Origin of the sequence: uncultured Fibrobacter sp. (genome assembly GCF_947305105.1) — a bacterium.
Lineage (GTDB): Bacteria > Fibrobacterota > Fibrobacteria > Fibrobacterales > Fibrobacteraceae > Fibrobacter.
Window position 1 is genome coordinate 65,033 of the sequence record NZ_CAMZCS010000013.1, and the last position, 20,121, is coordinate 85,153.

Annotated in this window: 9 protein-coding genes; 7 read left to right on the plus strand and 2 right to left on the minus strand. The window is 53.4% G+C overall.

What is annotated here, in order from left to right; all coding sequences use genetic code 11:
* Positions 1-5: 5 nt before the first annotated feature.
* From Q0Y46_RS08025 to Q0Y46_RS08045, 5 genes are all read left to right on the plus strand, one after another.
* Positions 6-12,044, plus strand: coding sequence for a LamG-like jellyroll fold domain-containing protein (locus tag Q0Y46_RS08025; protein ID WP_297946476.1), 12,039 nt, complete (start codon positions 6-8; stop codon positions 12,042-12,044).
* Between the two features lie 10 nt (positions 12,045-12,054).
* Positions 12,055-12,732, plus strand: a complete 678-nt coding sequence (locus Q0Y46_RS08030; protein WP_297946479.1) for a hypothetical protein — start codon at positions 12,055-12,057, stop codon at positions 12,730-12,732.
* A 61-nt stretch (positions 12,733-12,793) separates the two neighbouring features.
* The gene (locus tag Q0Y46_RS08035; protein WP_297946482.1) at positions 12,794-14,707 is read left to right on the plus strand and encodes a tetratricopeptide repeat protein; all 1,914 of its coding nucleotides are present in this window, start codon (positions 12,794-12,796) and stop codon (positions 14,705-14,707) included.
* A 12-nt stretch (positions 14,708-14,719) separates the two neighbouring features.
* A complete protein-coding gene (locus tag Q0Y46_RS08040) occupies positions 14,720-15,199 on the plus strand; it encodes a septal ring lytic transglycosylase RlpA family protein (protein WP_295680201.1) in 480 nt (159 codons plus the stop codon).
* A 163-nt stretch (positions 15,200-15,362) separates the two neighbouring features.
* Positions 15,363-15,605, plus strand: coding sequence for a hypothetical protein (locus Q0Y46_RS08045; RefSeq protein ID WP_295680203.1), 243 nt, complete (start codon positions 15,363-15,365; stop codon positions 15,603-15,605).
* Positions 15,606-15,620: 15 nt separating this feature from the next.
* Here the strand turns inward: Q0Y46_RS08045 and prmC are convergent, their stop codons facing one another.
* Both prmC and prfA read right to left on the minus strand, forming a co-directional pair.
* Positions 15,621-16,550 carry a peptide chain release factor N(5)-glutamine methyltransferase gene (gene prmC, locus Q0Y46_RS08050; protein WP_297946486.1) on the minus strand — a complete coding sequence of 310 codons (930 nt, stop codon included), beginning with the start codon at positions 16,548-16,550 and terminating at the stop codon, positions 15,621-15,623.
* An 8-nt stretch (positions 16,551-16,558) separates the two neighbouring features.
* Entirely contained in the window at positions 16,559-17,626 is a 1,068-nt protein-coding gene (gene prfA, locus Q0Y46_RS08055) for a peptide chain release factor 1 (protein ID WP_295680209.1), read from the minus strand.
* 216 nt (positions 17,627-17,842) lie between these two features.
* Between prfA and Q0Y46_RS08060 the strand changes: the two genes are divergently transcribed.
* Both Q0Y46_RS08060 and Q0Y46_RS08065 read left to right on the plus strand, forming a co-directional pair.
* Positions 17,843-18,904, plus strand: coding sequence for a hypothetical protein (locus Q0Y46_RS08060; protein ID WP_295680210.1), 1,062 nt, complete (start codon positions 17,843-17,845; stop codon positions 18,902-18,904).
* 117 nt (positions 18,905-19,021) lie between these two features.
* Entirely contained in the window at positions 19,022-20,017 is a 996-nt protein-coding gene (locus Q0Y46_RS08065; protein WP_295680212.1) for a hypothetical protein, read from the plus strand.
* The last annotated feature ends 104 nt before the right edge of the window (positions 20,018-20,121 follow it).

Here is a 20,121-nt window from a genome sequence, read left to right on the forward strand (position 1 = left end):
CAAATATGAAAAAGAAGATAATCGCCCTGTTTGCCCTGGTTCTGGCAAACAGCCTGTACGCCTCTTGGCCCATGGAAAGCGTGGATATGTATAATATAGTGCTTGTCCATGGTGCGGCTGACAGATGGCAAGGATTGGACTGTGAAAATGGGGATGGCGGAAATCCATATACAGAGGCATATAGTAACAAACAAGGTGTCGTTACAGATCCTTCTACATGCCATCTGGATTCCGTTGAGGTTCCGGTTCCTAACGAAAGCAAACCCGATTCGACTAGAGATTCCGTGTTCACGAGATGTGACACGGCGTATTACAATCCCAAACGTATCGGCGGTGTCATGAAACCCAATGGCGACATTGGTGGCATGGCTGTCGGCATGATAAAAGACCTGTTCCCTTTCCTGAATGACGAACTTTTTGAAAATCCGTACGCTGCCTATCTTCAGCGGCCCTTCGTGCTTCCAGCAGGTTCCCCAGCGAACAATGCCGACGAAATCGGCAAATCGAACTGGATGGGCTCGGGCATGTGCTCTGCACGCCGTTCTCTTATCGAGGAGGCCAAGGAATTCAAGGCTCATGGACAGGACACCCTGAAAATGTTCCGCGAGAGTCCTACTGCCGAATACCGCAAAATCGCCTCTCGCAATATCCTTGTCGGGCACAGTATGGGCGGCGTGGCCATCCGCGAATATGTTCAAGGTCCGAACTACAACAAGGATGTGGACAAGATCGTTACTCTTGATAGTCCTCACGAGGGAACTGGATCGTTAAACATGCTGCTTGCGCTTAAGGAGCGAATCAAGTCCGGGAAAAAGGTGACTAGCGAAGCAAAAGACGCTCTATTGCCTTTAGGCATTGCGATGGTGCATGATCCGATGACTGTGTCGCTGGGGCTCGAGGCGCTTGTCAGTGCCTATATAATTGACGTTGTGCAGGTTGCCGTGGATAGCGCCATTATCGCAATATTGAACGACAAAGGCGGGTTCGACTATTATTTCGATGATCCCTTGGCGGATTACATTGACCCTAACAAGGACGGCGGCGTAAAAGATTTGGTAAAAAGAGAAACTCCCGATATGCCTATGATACGCATTCTCGGCGGCGAGCACAGCATGGTTTTTACAGATCCTGAAGATTATACTGTTGCAGGTCCGCTGAAGGGGATTCTTCCGGACGAAGTCGCGTTGCCGACTCTCAATGCATGGACGTTCCTTGGGGAATCGGGTGACAAGTCCACGGATTACGTGAACGCCTTGGCCGGATTCATCTTCGGCCTAGTTGGGGGTGTCGCTGTCATGGACAGAGGAACGGCGCTTGTTCCCGAATGGTCAAGTTACGGGGACAACACCAAGGCGTTCAATGCTGCGGGTGCGGATGTAAAGAAAGTTCGTTACGAGGCTGCCTTGCATGCGAGGGGATACAACCCGCTGACGGATACGGCTACTTGGGCAATTGCGGCGGTGGATATAGAGGGCGAATTCGCACATATGGCTGCGGCTGTACATGCTCTTGTAGTTTCATCGAACTTGCCGATTCCTGAGATAACTACGACGATGGCAATTGCTATGGCAATTACAGGTGCGGCTAATATTGCTAAGGATATTGTGAGTTCTACTACTGGTGCCGTTGTTAATGTCCCTGTTTTGCTCGCCGCCGTGAGTGATCTGCAAGAATCCCACAAGATTCCAGCGGAAGGAGATTTCCACCGTGAACATTTCGGAGAGGACCGGTCGTATTCCATAATCAATGGCGGTTCAGCTACAGCCCGTTCCTATCTCATGGAGGACTTCCTCTACGAGAAGCCCTTCGTGAACCTCGCGCTCTCCGTGTCGGACCCTGCGTTGCGCGCGGTGGAACCGGGCTGCTACTACGAGGCCGACAGTGCGGGCAAGCAGCAGCTCTGCGAGGTGGGCCTGTACGATTCCCTCGGCAATGTGGCAGCTTCCTCAAATGGCAAGATGAACTACGCGGACTTCCGTAAGTTGCCGCCGCTCAGATTCAAGTCGGAATCTGACTGGTCTAGGGTGGGCTTGAAGCTGGACCGTTGGGAACGCGTAGACGGACTCGGTCCGAGTGGCGATTCAGTCAAGATTCCTATTCGTCATGTTGAAAGATATTCTGTTCCTGACATTGTAGTGGATTCCTTTATCGTGAAATATTCCTTCGTGATTGACGACTTGATGCCGCACCGTTTGCGTCAAATCCGTCTGAATTTCAACTATCAAGAAGAAATTGCATGGGAATGCGATGTGACAAAGGACCCTTTGGCGGGTGATGCTTGTACGGTGTACAAGCGCTCCGGTGGCAGCGGCTGGGATACCTTGCAGCTGGAGAAGCATCCCGTCCAAAAGGACGGCCGCTTCGACTTCGAGCCCCGCAAGTACAACTACACCATTTTGTCTGCGCTCCAGAAGGACAACCAGAATACGGTGACGATTTCTACGGTGAACAAGATCGGGCTTTCGAATACGCAGCGTCTGTACTACTTGTTCAAGGCGACGGCGAACAAGCTCGACCCGGTGTGGCCGCAGCGTGATGTTGTCCTGAACAAGATAAAGGGTTTCGCATCATACGCATCGGCGCTTGGCTATCAGGGCTTCCGCGTCAAGGGTGCGAAGGATACTATCTTCAGGACCGATGGCACTTCCAGTTTCTCACGGCTTGACATGGACATGACCATTGATTCCGTGTACGACGCTTCGCGCGTTGGGCAACCGGGCGTGAGCCCGACGGGCTTCGTGTACGACAGCTCAAGTGCGTACTTCGCCTCCCGCCAGCATGATAGCGACCCGGCCGAAGGCAATTATCTGTGGAAGTTCGTGGCGAACATCCGCAACACCGCCGCAGTGAGTGCTGGTGCCGACTCGAATACGTACGAGGTGCCGTTCCGCGTGGACCGTACTGCACCCGATTTCACGCTCGAACCCGAGCGGTCCGTGATGAACCCGGACAGCACGATGTTCATGGCCCGCTACGCGTGGGCCGGCGATTCCGCGCAGGGCCCCGACATCTTCGCGATGCGCCTCACTTTAGAAAAGTTTAGCAACGCGAGTAGTTCCGGTAGCCCCGTTTTCACCAAGGTGGCTGAATTGCGGCCCTACGCCGACGTGATTTCGCCCGAGTTCGCCATCCAGTGGGATGCCTCCTCCCTTAATACGGTGAGGTCCCGTGGCGATGGGCTGTATCGCGTCCGTGCCTACGCAGCAGACTACGCTGTGCCCGATACGGTTGTCTATGGCAAGATGCTCAGCCTTTACGATTCCATTATCTTGGGCGGCACCGTCTCGGATAACATGTGGCCCGTGGCCTCCGACTCCATGAACACGACCACGAGATTCGCCGAGTTCTATGTCGACCGCAGCGCTCCCGTCATTTCGAACGTTTCTGTGACCTCCGACTCTGGGGCAACTTCGATTTACTCCACCCTCACACGCCCGCAACGCAATTCACAGTATGCTTATGCCACTGGGGATAGCCTTGCGAAGATTACTTACAGAGTTGCCGAATCGCTGAACGGCCGCGACAGCGTCCCGGTGACGGTCGCATGGAACTTTGTACATGTGGGCGACACTACCGCGATGGACCGCGCGGGCGATTCTGTATGGGTCAAGTCTAGTGGCACGGCCTCCGCAACATGGCGTGAGGGTGCCACCATGCGTCTCATGGATGGTGATTACGCCATCCGCGCCCTTGCTCGTGATGCCGCAGGCAATACCGCCCGTTATACACATTCCAAGACGCTCCGTGTCGATAGGACTCCGCCGCATATTGTGAGCCTCGTGAGCACTCGTTTGGTATATCCGGATTCCGCGGGCCCCTTCTCTGCAACAATTGCCGTAGACGAGAAATATGACGCTCCGACGAATCGTACGGGCATGCGCTGCTATTATAATGTAAGCGGCTGTGGTCGCACGGCTCCGTCCCTGTGGAAACCTGTCTCGAACAATGTGCTTCACGGCGATTCGCTGACTTTTTCTCTTGATTCCGTTGTGGGCACACACGGCAAGTGCTACCTGAATGCCGTCTGTGTCGATGCTGCGGGCAACGCTTCTGCCAGGACAGATCTGTTCTACATTGGCGAACGCACTCCTGTCATTACCTCGCCAAAGTCGATTGTCGCGACGCCTCTTGTGGCGATTACGGGTGTTGCCCCGCCACGCGGCGGCAACGATTCCCTGCATACGGTGTACCGTATCCGCTACGCAGCGGCCGACACGACCGGCAGTGGGGCGCCCCTTGCCTGGAATACCGCGAAAGTCTCGGTCGTCTCGGCTATTCGCAACGATACGCTCCCGTATGTCTCGAAAATTTCGCAGAGCGAGGACGGCGTGCTGGGCTACATTGACCGTAGTCTCGGTGGCAAAAAATATCTCGAGGGTACGTACGTTATCGAACTCGGGACATGTGCCGGGCCGGAATGCCTCGGCGGTGCCGACAGTCTGTGGCTCACCGACACGATGACCGTCTTGTTCAATGCTCCGCAGGATTCCCTTTTCGGCGATACGCTGCACTGGAAACTTGTACTTGATCCCAAGAGCGTACATGTCGGGCAGGATACCCTTGGCGTGTCGCTTGTCCTTTCCGGCGATTTCAACGGCAGTTACTTTGCACGAGTCTATGCCAAGGATTCCAAGGGAGTGGGCATGTTCGACGAGTCTGTCAACAAGGTCTGGAAGAATCCCTATTACGGAAGTCCTGCCGATACGCTGTCCGATAGCAGTGCCGTGTGGTTCTATGAACTGGATGACGGATATCATCTGCAGTGGAGAGGGCTTGCTGCCGGTGATTCCCTGCGGGTGTCTTTCGATTCCGCCGGATTCGGCGGGACGTGCATGGCTCCGGATGCAGTGTCGAACTTGGCCGATTGCAGTGTGCGTACTGGTGGCTACGACCTGTCTTCGTTGTATTCCGCGGCCAGTTGGTATCTTGAGGATTTTTCGAAATGGCTCCCGCCTTCGGTCGTGAACGGGGAAATGCTCGTGAGCGGTGATTCCGGGCATGTGGTGATGAAGGCGACAAACGCCTTCCGCATTTCGCGTGCGGGAAACCTTGGCGATACGGCATTGCCCAAAATGCGAGTCTATTTCGGTGAAAATGCCCGTGACGGTTTCTACTGGGTGGCGAATGGGAGTTTCGGCAGCGATACGCTCAACCCGCTCGCAATGGGCTGGACCGTGAATCCGCAAACTTACGGGCTCAAGTTCAGATGGCCGGGCTTCCCCGAGACGGGTATGTACCCCGCTTCCGGCACGATGAAGGTCTATATGGAAATCACGGAGAACGTGGTTGACAATCCCCGCATGTACCTGGATTCCCAGGAAGTCGACATAACGCTCGATTCCGTGAAAGTCGTGTTGCCGAGTTCCTTGCCCGATTATGTGTTGCTCAAGAACGACTCGACGCTTGTATGCAAGTCGCCTACGGATCCCGCCAGTTGCGAAAAGAGGGTGATGTGGCTAAAGACGATGGTCGCGAAGTACGGCGTCAAGAACAGGGATGCATGGGTCAAGGTAACTGTTTCGGACGCTTCTGGCCCGGTAGCCGTGTTGCAGGACGACTCCTCGACTATTTTGCGCGCGAATGCGAGCGATTCCGCCTATCAGGTACGCTGGAACGGCAAGAACAACCTCAGTACGGCAGAACTGAAGGAGGGAACGTACACGCTTACGGTTGTGGCGACGGCGGTGGATGGTTCCGGTGCCGACACGGCGTCGGCGACGTTCAATGCGAAGTTTGCGGAGACCATGTACGACTTGACTCCGGCTGATCCGACGGATGAAAACTATTATGGTCCCGCAATCCATATTTCCGAGGCGAAGTACGACACTAGTGTAAAGACATACCGGTACGAGCCTGTTGCGGACTATCTGGTGAAGGCGGAAGTCTCTGGGTATGATTTGCCTGCCGACACGCTTGCAAAGGGAATCTCGCTGCAGGGACAGATTACCGGAACGCAGGAGATTCTCGGGTACGAACCGAAACGCTTCAACCTGGCCATAAAGAGACACAGGAAGGAACTGAATTTGGTTGTGATAACGCATTTTTATGGAGAACTTGATGAAATTACTGGGTCAACTATTTTGGGGGCATCATCGTGTTCGGAGGAAGATTCTCATGATATAATAAATGATTTCGACATTCATCGAATGACTTTTTCAGAATACAATAGAGATACAGTACTTAACATCCATAAAAATCGTTCTGGAAGAGGATTTGATGGAGAAAATGGACCGTCTAGCGGTTATATGGAAATAATTGTACTCACGGAAATGCAATTTGAACAATTTAATCTTTCTAAGATAAGTTCACAAAGTCAATTTGATGCATTGAAAGGTGAAGCTGTATGGAATTTGAAAAATTATATAGAGGGGGATACTTTGAAGGGGGATACTTTGAAGGGGGATACTTTGAAGAGGGATTCTGTGTTCCATATTCCAGGAGGGAGTTCGGGAAATATCCTTTATGGATCATCTAAACAAGATGACTCATGTAAACCGAAATTCGATTCTTTGGGAATGATGGTGTCGTCTTGTAAAGACTCTACTGATAATTATAATCCAAATAAAAATTTGTTTGAAATAACTTTTGCTCCAATAGATGATTCGCGCTTTTATTCTGATAAGGGCTTGCCAAATCCAGATTGTGCAGATTATGAAAGATATAGGTTTGCGCATTTTAACATAACTTTTTTGATTCCAAATTCCTATTGGAACTCCGATTTCGGCATGGACAACCTCGTTAATCGTACGGTACGCTTTGACCATACGAATATTTCGTTGTTCGGTGACGATGGCTACTGGGCCGCATTGGATTCGCTTGGTCGTGTGCAACCGGGTTCAGGAAACTACTTTGATGGTGACTCGTGGGTTTTTGACATGGATTATGGCCTCCTGACCCCGTTTGAGACGCAATACCTTCCCTACTATGCCTCGAATACAATGCCGGGCGGCCTAAATACGTTCCTGTTCCCCGACGAGGATGCGCTGCATTCGCAGGCGGCACGATTTGATTTGCACTTCTATGGCGCGAATGCTCCAGGCGAAAGCTTTGTCACAAAGGTGCTTGGTGCACCGGATGCCGGTGAAGACACGTCTGCATGTAGTTACGATTCGACAAACATTTTCGTGGCTACAGGGGGGTATCCATATTGTCAAATTGAACACGATGGGACAGATTCCGTCAAGCATACGCCGTACTTTGCGGCGAACTCGAATGTCTCCTTCTATGTCGGTCTTAACAAGCGCCTTGGCAGCGTTAACCATAAAGTAACGGTTGCTTTCCCGCAACTTAGTAACTGGGTGAATACATCCGCCGATTCCGTTTGTAGTGATACCAACGATTGGAAATTTGTAATCGATGGTTCGAAACCTTGCTATAAGTATTACGGCTACGGTTCGCGTGTACACTATTACTATGGTGACTTTACGGATTCTGTTTGGGGTGCAAATATGATACGTCCGCAGGACGGTACGATAAGGAACCTGACGAATGATCCCTACTTTGTATTTAGGAATTCTCAGAACGTGTTGAAGAGCAGGCTTCTCAGTATGGGAACGGTTGGTTCTAGGGAATTCTCCTTGAGTGTGGTTCCGGACCCGAACGACTACGACCCGGCAAATCACAGGTTCGTCGTAAGCCTCGATACAGTGAGGGCCTTGGTCTCTTTGAAAGCCTCAGAATTAACGCTCAGTGTGGATACGCTGTATTCGTTGATGCACAATGATTCCCTCTCCCTGGCGGCTACGTACGATACTCTCTACATTAAAGCGCGTTCCATGGACACGAACGTCATCTATCGCAAGGCCGATGACAAACTTGCGCAAACGCCCGTGCGCCCGAAATCTGTAAAACTGTCAAGTTCGCAGCTTTATGCGGGGGGTAGCGTATGGATGAAGAACATTGCTGTCAAGTCCGCCCAGGTCTTGCACCTGGATTCCAGCGACCATTCGCACCTACAAGCCGACGGGAATTTCCCCAGCTTTAATGATCTGGAAATCGGTTTCAAGGACTCCATAGCGGTCAAGCGTCCGAAGGAACTCGTGGAGATAAGGGCTTACTTGAGGGAAAACGAAAAGTATCAGCTGGCATACTTGAACGGGAACGCATTCTATGTCGTTCCAAGGGACATGCTGGATTCGATGTGGAGGGATTCCATCAAGACGGGTTCCAGCGGATGGTATCGGCTCGGCTGGTTCGACGTGAACAGGTTGCAGGGCAATACCCAGTTCCTGCTCATGTGGGGTGACGGCTCCGGCGCTTCCAACATATTCAGCAAATTCGACATGGTCATAGGCCGTGCCGTGGATTCGACTGGAGGCAAGACGGTAAAGTCCCTGTTCGAAGAAGTCAATGTCACGTTCCCGGCAGGCTCCCTTGCAGAAAGTAAGGATATTACCGTCCGCACCATCGACGCCAAGGATTATCCGTTCGAGGTGTTCAACAATCTCGCACTCAAGGGCCCGATCGTGGAAGTTTTGCCGTCGATGCCCTTTACGAACGATTCCGTGCTTCCGCGAATCCAGATGAAGATAAGCTACGACGAGATGGAGGCAATGAACTCAACACCGGAGACAATCCGCCTGTACAAGGTGGACACGGCGAGCAAGAAGTTTGTCCCGCTGGAGAAAGCGTTGTACGGCTACCTGGATGCCAATGGCAATGCCCTTGTGTCCACCGGGGATACCGTGGCGACGTGTTCCTCCGCAAAGGATTTACGCTGCTATGACAGTACGTTGCAATGGGCCTACCTCCTGATTTCTGCCGAGACTCACTCCTTCTCGGTATTCACGGCGATGGATTCCGCCGTGGCGGAGACTCCTGACTTCAGCGTGACGGTGTTGCCGGAAGTGGCTTCCGCTGCAGGGCGCCATGTCCGTGTGGACGGCATTACGAGATTCAGGCTGTATATAGATGACGATTCGCTCTGGGCCGACCAGGGTGATGCGACTCCGCCTGTCGTGCTTGCGTTTACCGCGGATTCCAACGGCTTTGCGCAGGTGACGCTGCCGTCGCGCAACAAAGATATCGACACGAGTTTCGTGTTTGTGGTAGCGTTGAGCGAACCCGATACGGACGGAACGGTGGTTGAACTGCCTGCGGCTCCCGCTGTGGCGCGTGCATTGACTGTCAATACGCAGTTCTCTTGCACGGTTCCTGCCGATTCGCTGTGGCTCGGCCTAGACAACGGCTACTTGGCCTACGGTGCGGCTTGCACCCATCCGGGGTACGGGACCGTATCGCTTTACCGCGACGGGATAGTTGCTGCCGAGATTCGGGGCGATATTCCTGACACCGTCATATATGACGGATACAAGGCAGTTGGTATGGGCAAGATTGCACCGGGTGTTTACGAGTCACGCTATTTGGGTGTTTCGGCCCTTGGCTTGGATATGCAGCTTGCAGGGCCCGATGTCCATACGGATTCTGCCCGTCCCGTAATAGTGGAATGGTCCGTCACCGATTCGTCGGATGTTCTTGACCGGCTCTTTGTCGTGAATGCGCGACTGATGGATACCGAGTCGGGTGTTGCCCGTGTTGTAGTGACTCCGGTCTTCGGCGGTGATACGCTTCGCATAGTGACCGCGGTTCCCGACTCTGCCGGGAATGTAGAAATACCGGTAAGGCTTACGCGCAAGCGACTTACGGAATGTGCCGGTTGTGTACTTTCTATAGCTTTCCGCGCGGAGGACTATGGTCACAACCATGTTGAAAGGATGTATACTTCGCCAGATAAACTTTATCCCTATCCGGCGCAAGTCGCCCTGTGGTACCCGGCCCGCGAAGGAGTGGGGAATTATGCCCACGAGTTCCTAGGCACCGGTCACGACTTGGAACTTTCTGGGATGGGCAATCCGTGGAATAGCGACGTAGGGCTCTACTTCTTCCGTTGGGAAGATAGTGCGCTGGGTGTGGATACGGTAAATGCGGGTACTTCGGATTCCTATTCCTTCGAGGCCCGAATCAAGGATGGCAATGCGAAGGGAGTCGTTTGGCGGCGCATCCTCGGCTTTAGCGGCATTGGAGGGCTTGAAATTTCGCTCGAGGCCCGCAACGGAAGTATTCGTCTTGTCGAAGGAACGCATATGTGGGGGTCTTCGAAGGCCCTGCTTCGGGACAAGGAATGGGTACATGTTGTCGTGACGGTCGATTCGTCGATGGTGCGCTTCTATGTTGATGGCAGTCCCGTAGATTCTTCTACGGCGGTGCCCTTGGAGCGTGAGTTCTACGGTGTATTCTCTGCTGGCAAGACAGATTCCGTTTCCTTCATAGGGAACGTGGCCGATATCCGCATGTACACTTCGGCGCTTTCGCCGGAACAGGTTTTGGCGCTTTCGCTGCCTGTGACCGACGAGGGCGAGGAAGTTTCCGACCTCATTGTTGTAGCGATAAAGGATATGAACGCTGTAAGCGGATTCAAGAGGGAGTTCTCCTGCTCCGTGGCAGGGAACAAGTATCTTACTTCCGTCGCGGATGCGGCGACCGTATCGTTGCCCGTCATTGTGCAGGATGCTGCTGAATACAATGTCGTCCTGTACGCTCGCTCGGCGACTGCAGGGAACGTTTCTGTCGCCGTGGGTGAATCTGCGATGCAGACCGGTGTGGTTGCCGTATCGAATGTTTGGCATGCGGTAACGCTATCGGGAGTGACTGTCAATCTTGCTGCGGGTACGCATACGCTCAAGCTCAGGGTGCCGAAGGGTGTTGAAATAGGTGGGTTTGCGCTCTCGACGGCGGATATTCCAGCCTCGATGATTGCCTGGGGCACAAGTACCGCGGACAAGGTTGCCGGAGTTGTCGCTGCGGATACTGCCCGCAAGATAAAATCCTACTTGCGCTACGAAGGCTACCCGGAAACGTCGACGCTCCGTCCGCGTATTCGTCTGCGCAATGTTTCCTCCACGCCGGTGAACGGGTTCTCCGTCCGCTACTATTTCCGTGGTGAGGATGCCTCGCAAGCCAGGGTCGATCGCTATGTGCCCAACGACGTGTCGACGTTCCCGTCTGTGCATTTGGAAAGTGGGCGTACTGGCTACGTGGAATGGAAATTCCCCAATAAGCAGATCCCGGTGAACGGGACGGTGTTCAATGGTGATGGTCCGCATTTCGGCCTCTACAATTCCGATTTCTTCCCATGGAATGTCTCCGATGATCCGTCCTTCGTGGATCCGACATCGGGCCTTGTCCCGAATGTAGATGGCTTCTATGAGGATGTGGGTATTATCGTCTTGGATAACGACTATAACTTGATAGGTGGTTCGTGCGCTGAGATGGAGGATCCAACGTCGCTTGTGACCAGTGCCCGCGCACTCGCCGCAGCCGAACGCGATAACAACCAGATGACCGAAGTCCACATCAAGGTGGAAAATACGGGCAATGTCCCGCTTGGCAACATTGATGTACGTTACTACTTCTACGTGGGTGGAAACATGACTCCCATCTTGGATGTGTACTACCTGTCAGGCTGCTCGTCGGTTACATTGCAGAATCTCGGGAACGGGCGCTGGCAAGCGACAGCCCATTATAACGGGAGTCTTGCGCCTGGACAAATGTGGAACGATCCTGTCAAGTTTGCCTTGCGTTTACAAAATTGGGAACATGCATGGAATGCTTCTGATGACCCGTCCCACGATGGTCTTGGACACAATTTTGTGGAGGCCCATGGAGTTTGCGTCTATGATTCGGCCGGAAACCTGCTTTACGGGAATGCTCCGGCGTGGGGTAATCCTGCATCCAGCAGTAGCGGCAGTGGTAGCGGTGGTACTGATCCCACGAACCATCCTGGTAATGGATCGTCTTCTGGAAACATTCCACCCATCGTGCGTACGGATGATGGCTTGCTGGTCACGATGGACTCCTATGCCTACGTAAGCCTAAAACTTGTAAATGCACATGGTGAACCGATACGGACTTTGTTCAGGGGGAATCTACAGGCTGGGCAAAATCTGGTGCATGTGAACTGGAACGGTATAGACATGAGGAATTCGTTCTTGGTGTTCAAGGTGAATGGAACCGTTCGCTCAACGACAGAACTATCTTTGCTATAAAGGGATGAATATGAATAAGATTTATTTTAATGCTTTCGTAGTGATTACTTTCGCGCTTTTTACTGCGATACCTTCATGGGCGGTAAGCCTGGAATCGATATTTGACTACCAGAAAAAGTCAATGTTCCCAGATACGTGCGAAATGCAGATGCGTACCACGGTGACGCTCTCGGGCCGGCCATCTCAAGTTGTTAACACGGTTGTACTGACAGCGGGAACGTCGAAATCAGTCACGACAATCAAGTCAAGTTTGATGCAGATGCAAATGGTGCAGAATGATGGACGCATGAAGACGATAGACCTCAAGACGGGTAAAAATCTACCTGTGCAGAGCGTGCCGAATCGTGGTCCTGCCGAGGTGAACAAACAGATGGGGACGCCTGCGGATTACAATGCTCCTGTTCGTGATGGGGGATTTTGGAAACTTGTTCCCAAAGATTCGAAAAAGCCTACGCTCTACTATTCGGAAAAGGCAAAACGTGTGGTGAAAATGATTGCTCCGGTTGAGGGTGCTACAGCCGAGAGTTTACTCGAATATTGCGACAACTCTTGCCCACTTCCGGGGACACTCAAGAAAGTGACCATTACGACAACGCATGCGGAAGGCATATCTAGTACTATCGTTTTGGAAATAATTATGGCAAAACAACGCCATGCGATACCGATGAAGATATTCGATATTGAATAACTTAGGGGCCTCCGGCCCCTTTTTCTTTTCTTTTTCCCTTACTTTTTTGTATCTTTGCGCTATGCGTTTTTATCGCTACATCGCGCTTGCTCTTTTGGCCCTCCTGTTCGAGGGTTGCACTTGTTGTGCTTACCTGAACCACATGTTCAATGCGGAACGCCTTTACGACGAGGCGACGGAAATGCGTATGGCCCGTCTGGACAGCGTTCCAGACGAGACGGTTTCCAAGCCCGGTAACGAGGAGCGCGTCAAGTACGACAAGATTATAGAGAAGGGCTCCCGTGTCCTCGAACGCTTCCCCAAGAACAAGAAGCGCACCGCCGAGGCCGTGTTCCTTATCGGTGAATCCTTCAGGCATAAAGGCGAATACAGCAAGGCTATCGTCAAGTACGACGAGTACGAACGCTACTTTGCCGATTACGACTCCATGCGCGCTGTCGAATACCAGAGGGCCTACTGCCTTTACCGCACCCAGGAATATAACCTGAGCCGTTTCGCGCTGGAACCGGTCGTCGCCTCCAAAAAACATCCCTACTATTTCCAGGGCCTGAACCTGATGTCGCTCCTGGATGAGCAGTCCGAGTCGCCGGACCAGGCCATCGACGCCCTCGAGGCGCTGCTTGCCGACACGGCGGGTACACCCTTCATGCGCGGCAAGGCTCATTTCCGCCTGGCTGGGCTTTATTTCGCCAAGGAAAAATGGGACAAGGCCCGCGAGCATTACCGTGCCAAAGAAATCGAGCAGCTGAACGTGCGCGAAAAACAGACGGCCGCCGAGCAGGCCGCGGAATGCCTCGTGAACAAGAAGGAATATCTGGCCGCCGCCGACGAGTACAAACTGCTGTACAAGAACGACGAATACGAGAAAAAGCGTGCCGAATACCTGGTGCGCCTGGGCGAAATCATGTTGCTCGCCAAGCGCTACCCCGATGCGATTATTGTGCTGAACAAGGTGAATTCAGACTACAGCCGTACGGTCCATTCCGCAAGGAGTTACTTTGCGCTGGGCGACTACGAGCAGACGATTACGCTGAACTACCCGCAAGCGATGGTTTACTACGACAGCAGTTTCGTCACTTATTCCGCGTCGGAGTGGGCCCGCATGAGCCGCGAACGCCGCGAGGCCCTCAAGCGCCTTATCGCGCTGCGCCAGCAGAACGACGACGATCTCAAGAAGGATTCCATCCCCAACGTGAAGAATTTCTTCAATGCGGAATTCCAGATAGCGGAACTGTTCCTCTTTAAACTTTCAGAAGTGGACAGCGCCGTCAGCCGCCTGAACAGCGTAATCGAGGGGGACAAGGATTCCCTGAAGGTTATGCGCGCCACGTACGCGAGAGCCTTCATCTACGACGAGTTCAAGCACGATCCGGATTCGGCGGAAACGCTCTACAAGGAAATCATCGAGAAGTACCCGAACACGGAATACGCCAAGCAGGCACAGGTGAACCTCGGTATGCGCGTCACCGCCCAGACCGACGAAGACAAGGCGAAGGCTCGCTACTTGCAGGCTGAAAGCCTTTGGACTGCGGCCACGGAAGTCCCCATCGACCAGATAGAACGTGTGGATTCTTCGTACCTTGCCGCGCTTGCTGCGTTTGACAGTATCTACCAGGAGTTCCCGAAAACGCAGGCGGGTATCCAGGCTCTGTACATGAAGGCCGTTTACTTTACGATGACGCCCGACCGCAAGGACAGCGCCGTGACCATTTACCGGCAACTGCAGAGGGAACATGGTTCCACACCATGGGGTAAGGAATCCGCTAGGATCCTGAATTCCCGAGTCTCGCTTTCTGATGCCGACTTGGAGCGCCTTCGCAAGAGGGTGCAGCATTCCGTTGAGCATATCAATAGCCTGTCCAAGCAGTACTACGAGTCCTTGAGCAAGAAGCCCGAAGAGAAGAAGGCCGAAGTCAAGAGCCAAGAAGATGAAGTTCTTGAGAATACGTACAATAGCATGTACGACTTCGAGTAAGCGGAACCCATCATGAAAAACTTCACGAAAGAGAATGAGGCGCGCATACTGTCCTGCTTCGCTCTATTCATGAGTCTGTTGATGGTGGTGTTTGTCATTCCGGGATGCGCCGGGAGCGCAAGCATTGCCGCACGTCCGGGGTACGACCGGGGGTATTCTTCGCCGAACTACCAGACCTCCAAGAAAAAGGCTGCGGTGGGGACCAAGATTTCTGGCGATGCGAGCTACTACGGCAAAGGCTTCGATGGAAAGAAGACGGCGAGCGGTGAAATCTTCGACCAGAACGCTTTGACCTGTGCGCACCGTTCGCTCCCGTTCGGCACCAAACTCAAGGTCACCCGCAAGAGTAACGGCAAGAGCGTCGTCGTGCGCGTGAACGACCGCGGTCCCTATTCCAAAAAGCGCATCTTGGACTTGAGTGTTGCTGCGGCTAAACAGCTGGACCTCGAGAAGGCTGGGCATGCCGAGGTCGTGGCCGAAGTCGTAGATTAAAAAATGGCGAAATTGCCATAAAAAACAATAATTTTTCAGAAAAGTCCCGAATGTCATATTTTGACATCCGGGCGTATTTATATTTGGTGTTCAGAAGGGCACTTGCTTTTTTGTGTGTGAAAAAACAGGCGTCAAAAGGAAAAATGGAAAAGGAAGGTCAAAAATGACAAGGAAGAAAACGAAGGAAACTCCTTTTGGTAATTCGGGAAGCACATTCGCAGTCGGTGCCGAACCTAGCTTGTGGAATACTGGTTTTTCCGCGTTCAAGCGGCGCATTGGCGAGCAGTTGCAACTGTGCGGCTTTTCGGACGAGCTCGTCGACGACGATACCCTGATGCCTTTTTACCGCATGGGCGAAAGCGAAACTTACGTGCTCGGTGCCTTGGGTTGTACTGTGGGAATGTAGTCCCGGTTCTGTGGCCTACTTGGCCCTGTAGCTGACAAAGCGGATGTTGCCGCAGTAGTCCTTGTGGATTCCTTCGAATTCAAGCCAGGGGTAGTTGTCGGCCTCGTTCTTGAGGACTTCAGCCTGTTCCGAACCGATTTCGAGGAGGACGGGGGCGCCTGCGGAGAGCTTGCCTTCGGTTTGCTGGAGCAGCTTGCGCACGAGGTCCAGGCCGTCGGGGCCGCCGTACAGGGCGAGAGCCGGGTCGAACTTGTCCACTTCGGGCTGGAGCTTGCCCTTTTCCCCGTCAGGGATGTAGGGGAGGTTCGCGATAAGGCAGCTGATTTTAGGCAAGGTTGCTGATAAGGTTGGTGAGCCTGCCGAACCAGCCGAAGCGCCGACAATCTTCGCCACGATGTCGCCCGTCACTGCGTCAAGCAGGTCGCCCTGCGCAAATGTCAATTCTTCATTGAGCCCGTTGGCTTGCGCGTTTTCGCGGGCAAGCGAAAGGGCTTCGTCCGAGATGTCTGTTGCGAGGACTTTCGCTCCGGCGATTTCCTTCGCGCAGGCGATGGAAATCGCCGCTGTTCCCGTGCCCACCTCAACGATGAAGGGGTTTTCGACACCGTTCAGGCGCTCAATTGCCATGTCCACCAGCGACTCCGTCTCGGGGCGCGGGATCAGCGCCCGCGGGTCGCACTTGATGATGTGTCCGCGGAAGCTCGTGTCGCCCACGATGTGCTGCAACGGTTCGCGGTTCGCGCGACGTGCGACCAGCGGCCGGAGCGTGTCGAGTTCGGCTGCCGTCAGGGGCTTCTCGAAGTTCAGGTACAGGTCCATCCGGTTTTTCATGCCGAGCCCGTGGCTGATGATGTACTCGGCGTCCAGGCGCGCGTCGGGCACGCCCTTCTTCTCGAAGAAGACCTTGGTGCGGTTCAGAATTTCAAGTACGGTCATCTGCGGCATTAGGTACCCTAAGCGTTAAACTTCCCCAGCTTCTCCTGGGCGTTCGCCATCTGGAGCCCGTTGATAATCTCGTCAAGGTCTCCGGTAATCACCTTGTCCAGGTTGTACAGCGTAAGGCCGATGCGGTGGTCGGTCACGCGGTTCTGCGGGAAGTTGTAGGTGCGGATTTTTGCGGAGCGGTCGCCTGTGCCCACCAGGGCCTTGCGGCTGGCCGCTTCTTCTTGTTCCTTCTTCGCGATGAGCGCATCCAAAATCTTGGAACGCAGCATTTCCATGGCGTGCAGGCGGTTCTGCAACTGGCTACGTTCGGTCTGGCAGCTCACCACCACGCCCGTCGGGATATGGGTGAGTCGCACGGCGGAGTCCGTCTTGTTGATGTACTGGCCGCCCGCGCCCGAAGAGCGGTAGGTGTCCATGTGGATGTCGGCTTCGCGGATTTCCACGTCGACTTCCTCGGCTTCGGGGAGGATGGCGACGGTCGCTGCGGAGGTGTGCACGCGGCCCTGCGTCTCGGTTTCGGGCACGCGCTGTACGCGGTGTACGCCACTTTCGAACTTGAGCGTCCCGTACACGCTGTCGCCCTCGATAAACACGCGGATTTCCTTGTAGCCGCCCACGGTACCTTCGCTCGCATCCTGGATGGTCATCTTCCAGCCCATGCGGCTGCAGTAGCCCTGGTACATGCGGAAAAGGTCGCCGGCAAACAGGGCCGATTCGTCACCACCGGTACCGCCGCGGATTTCGAGCGTGGCATTGCGGTAGTCCCACGGGTCCTTGGGCACCATCAGGATTTGCAGTTCGTCGGTGAGCTCGGGGAGGGCCTTTTCGATTGTCGAAAGTTCGGATTTGGCCATCGCGACCATTTCGGGGTCGGAGTCGCCGAGGGCCATTTTCCATTCTTCCTGGTCGCTAAGCATCTGCAAGTATTCCTTGGCCTTGGCGACTGCCTTCTCGATACCCTTGTACTGCTTGTGAATCTTGTTGTATCGGGCCTGGTCGGCGAGAACGTCCGGGTTCCCGAGTTCCGATTCCAGCTCCTCGTACTTTTCTATAAGTTTACGGGCTTTGTCTTTCATCGGGCTAAATTTAGAATATTCTCGGTTTATTGCCTACTTGGATGTCGGTTTCTTGCGGAAAAGCCTATGTTAATTTTGATTTTACATTGTAAAGTGTCGTATATCATACATTTTTGCTTTTGGAGTGATATAAAATTTTTTTTGAAATCAGTTCTTGCGAAAATGATATATATTTACCCATTAGAGAAAGAAATAACTTTTTTTGTAGAGGTTACTATGAAAAAACTCATTGGTTTACTGGCGACGGGCTCCATATGTATGTTTGCTGCCTGTTCTAGCGGTGAAGATGATCCGATTACTCCGCCGAATTCGTGGAATAATGGTGGTTCCAACACGCAGGTGACTGCCGAAACTTGCCAGCAAGCTGGAAAGGTTCTGAGCGTTGACCCTGTCACGAGCACGCTTTACTGCGCAGATCCTGCGCTGTCTTCTCCTGGTATGCAGACGGGTTTCTCCAGCTCTAGTGCAGATCCGTATGGTGGTACGGGCATTACGCCTCAAGCGGGCATCACGCCGACGACTCAGGCTTCTTCTTCTTCTTTGTCTATTGTCCCGCCCGCTACAAGCAGCAGCTCGGTGCCGTCTTCTCCGGCGTCTTCTCCGGCAACGCAGACTCCCAAGTCTAGCCCGGGTACCCAGACTCCTCCTGCCGATGAATCAGATGGAAAGTGGCACCTTGCCCTGTGGGACGGCACTGCCGGTGCTCCTCAGGTCCCGACCGGAAACAAGACCGGTGGCTACTGGTACAGCTACACGGATTCCGGCGACAAGGGTAAGTCTGTACTCGTTTGGGACGCAACTGACGACGGTACGTCTGCCGATGGCCTTGTTCCTGTGATCACGGAATGCCAGGGTCTCTGCGGCTCGTTCGACTTGATTGTCGGTGCCAACCCGTACAAGCCGTACGTCGGTGTCGGGTTCAACTATTCCAAGAGCGCCAACGAAGTGGCCGATGCGACTTCTAGCAGGGGCGTGTGCGTGACCTACACGTCTACTATCGATATCATCTTGGAAATGGGCCTGGGCTCTCAGGATTCGAAGATTGGCTATGCCAACCCGTTCGTGACGCTGCCTGCCTCGGCTTCCCCGAAAACCGTAGATTTCGGCTGGGCTGACTTCGAACAGCCGGACTGGGCCTCTGCAGCCCAGACTGTCACTAATCCGCAGCAGGCGCTTGCTTCTCTCAAGTTCAAGTTTGCCGGCACAAAGGATAGTACAGACGGCGGTTCTGGATCGTTCAAGATCATGAAGGTCGGTGCACCCTCTGAATGTAATTAATCTTTTGTTTAAGATAAAACATTGTAAAAAAGACTCCTTCGGGAGTCTTTTTCTTTTACAAGTGCTGGGAATAAATGTATATTTACGCATCATAGAAAATTATTTCTCGAGGTTCTTATGAAAAAAATTTTTGGTCTCCTGGCAACGAGCTCCATTCTTATGCTTGCTGCTTGCTCTGACGATGAAAGCAACTCTGTATCGCCGAATAGCGCGAGCAGCGTTACGGCAGAAACTTGTGCAGCCAGGAATATGGTCCTGAATACTGATCCGGTTTCGGGTGTTGCCTATTGCGCTACACCGGCACTGACCCAGTCTTCTTCCAGCGATGGCTTGAACGGTAGTACGCTTCCGACTTCTTCTCAGCCGGAGCTTACCCTTTCTTCGTCTTCTGCTCCTGTGGCTACTGTAAGCAGCAGCTCTATCGCTCCTGTGGTGGCTTCTTCTTCTTCCGTTGCCCCGACTCCCACTTCGACGACTCCTCCTGCCGAAGAATCTGATGGAAAGTGGCACCTTGCCCTGTGGGACGGTACTGCCGGTGATGCTCAGGTCCCGACTGGAAACAAGAGCGGTGGCTACTGGTACAGCTACACGGATTCCGGCGACAAGGGTAAGTCGACTCTCACTTGGGATGCTGCTGACGACGGTACGTCTGCCGATGGCCTTGTTCCGGTTATCACGGAATGCCAGGGCCTCTGTGGCTCCTTCAACTTGCTTGTTGGTGATAATCCGTACAAGCCGTACATTGGTATCGGGTTCAACTACTCCAAGAGCGCCAACGAAGTGGCCGATGCTACTGCCAGCAAGGGTGTCTGCGTGACCTACACGTCCGATATCGCAATCATCCTCGAAATGGGCCTGGGTGCTCAGGATTCGAAGATTGGCTATGCCAACCCGTTCGTGACGCTGCCTCCTGCAACTTCCCCGACGACAAAGGACTTTACTTGGTCTGAATTCGAACAGCCGAGTTGGGCCTCTGCCGCTCAGACTGTCACCAATCCGGAACAGGCACTTGCTTCTCTCAAGTTCAAGTTTGCCGGCGAAAAGGATAGTACGGACGGCGGTTCTGGAAAGTTCAAGATCATGAAGGTCGGTGCACCCAATCAGTGCAACTAATTTCCTGAAACGGATTTTATAGGAATGGCGTCCTTCGGGGCGCCTTTTCTTTGTATAAAGAAAACTACCGGCTACGCCGGTAGTTCCGTAAAAGCCTTCTGGCG